Genomic DNA, 1,035 nt, shown 5'->3' with positions numbered 1-1,035 from the left:
CTCCCGAACAGCCGCCCGTCCGCGGCCACCGGTGCGGGCAGGGTCGCGGCGTAGGTGGCGGCCTTGCCGTCGGCCATCCGCGGCCTGGTCTGCCCCGCGGGCCGGCCGCTCGCGGCGTCGACGGCCAGCAGCCGTCCGTCCGGAGCCATCAGACAGACCCGGCCGCCGGCGAGGACGGGGCGGGAGGCCACCGTCACGCCGGTCTCCGACCGCCAGTGCTCCTTGGCCGCTCCGACCGCCACCAGCGCGCCGGAGGTCCCGAACAGGTACGTGTTCCCGTCCTGGTCGACCGTCGCCTCCGCGTCGAGGAGCGGCGCCGCCAGCCGTACCCGGTGCACGGTCCGCGTCGTCAGGTCGGCACGCACCACGGCGCCGGTCCTGGAGGACGCGTCGAGGTCCAGCAGGTACAGCCCGCCCTGCGCGGTACCGACCGGCCGCAGCCGCCCCGCCGTCCGCAGTTCCCAGCGCACGGTCCCCTTCGCCGGGTCCACCGCGGCGATCCGCGTGGACCCGCCGCCGCTCTCCGGCGTCGCCACGTACAGCCCGGGCGCCGCGTCTTCCGGTCCGCCGTCGCCCCACCAGACGGATCCGACCCCGCCGATCCGCCCGGTCCAGCGCGCTGCGCCGCTCGCCGGGTCCAGTGCCGTGACGCTGCCGCCCGTCCCCACCAGCAGGACCTGCCCGCCCGCGGCCACCGCCTGGGAGCCGCCCGGGAGTTCGCGCCTCCAGCGCTCGGCTCCCGTGCCCGGGTCCAGTACCTGGAGCGTTTCGCTGCCCGGCACCACGACGAGGACCTGCCCGCCCGCGTACTGCGGCGCGCTGACGGTCGTCGTTCCCTTCGCCGGCCCGGTCGCCTCCCGTGCCCACACGGTGGAGCCGTCCGCGGGGTCGAGGCGTGCCGCGGCGAGGCCCGGTCCGGCGCAGTAGAGGGCCGGGGCCTGCCAGGAGCAGGCCCCGGGCCGGTTGGCGGTCGGGGGCCTTCCCGGGGCGACGCGCGACGGGGCGGACGGGGTGGGTGCGGCGCCACGGGTTTTG

The 1,035-nt window shown here is 78.2% G+C and carries 1 protein-coding gene; it reads right to left on the bottom strand.

What is annotated here, in order from left to right; translation table 11 throughout:
• On the bottom strand, positions 1-1,035 hold a 1,035-nt coding region (locus ACWGIU_RS38435), incomplete at both ends, for an outer membrane protein assembly factor BamB family protein (RefSeq protein ID WP_453712797.1).

It is taken from the genome of Streptomyces sp. NPDC054840 (assembly GCF_053611065.1).
The sequence above is the reverse complement of the archived record's forward strand: the minus strand, read 5'-3'. Positions and strand labels throughout refer to the sequence as shown.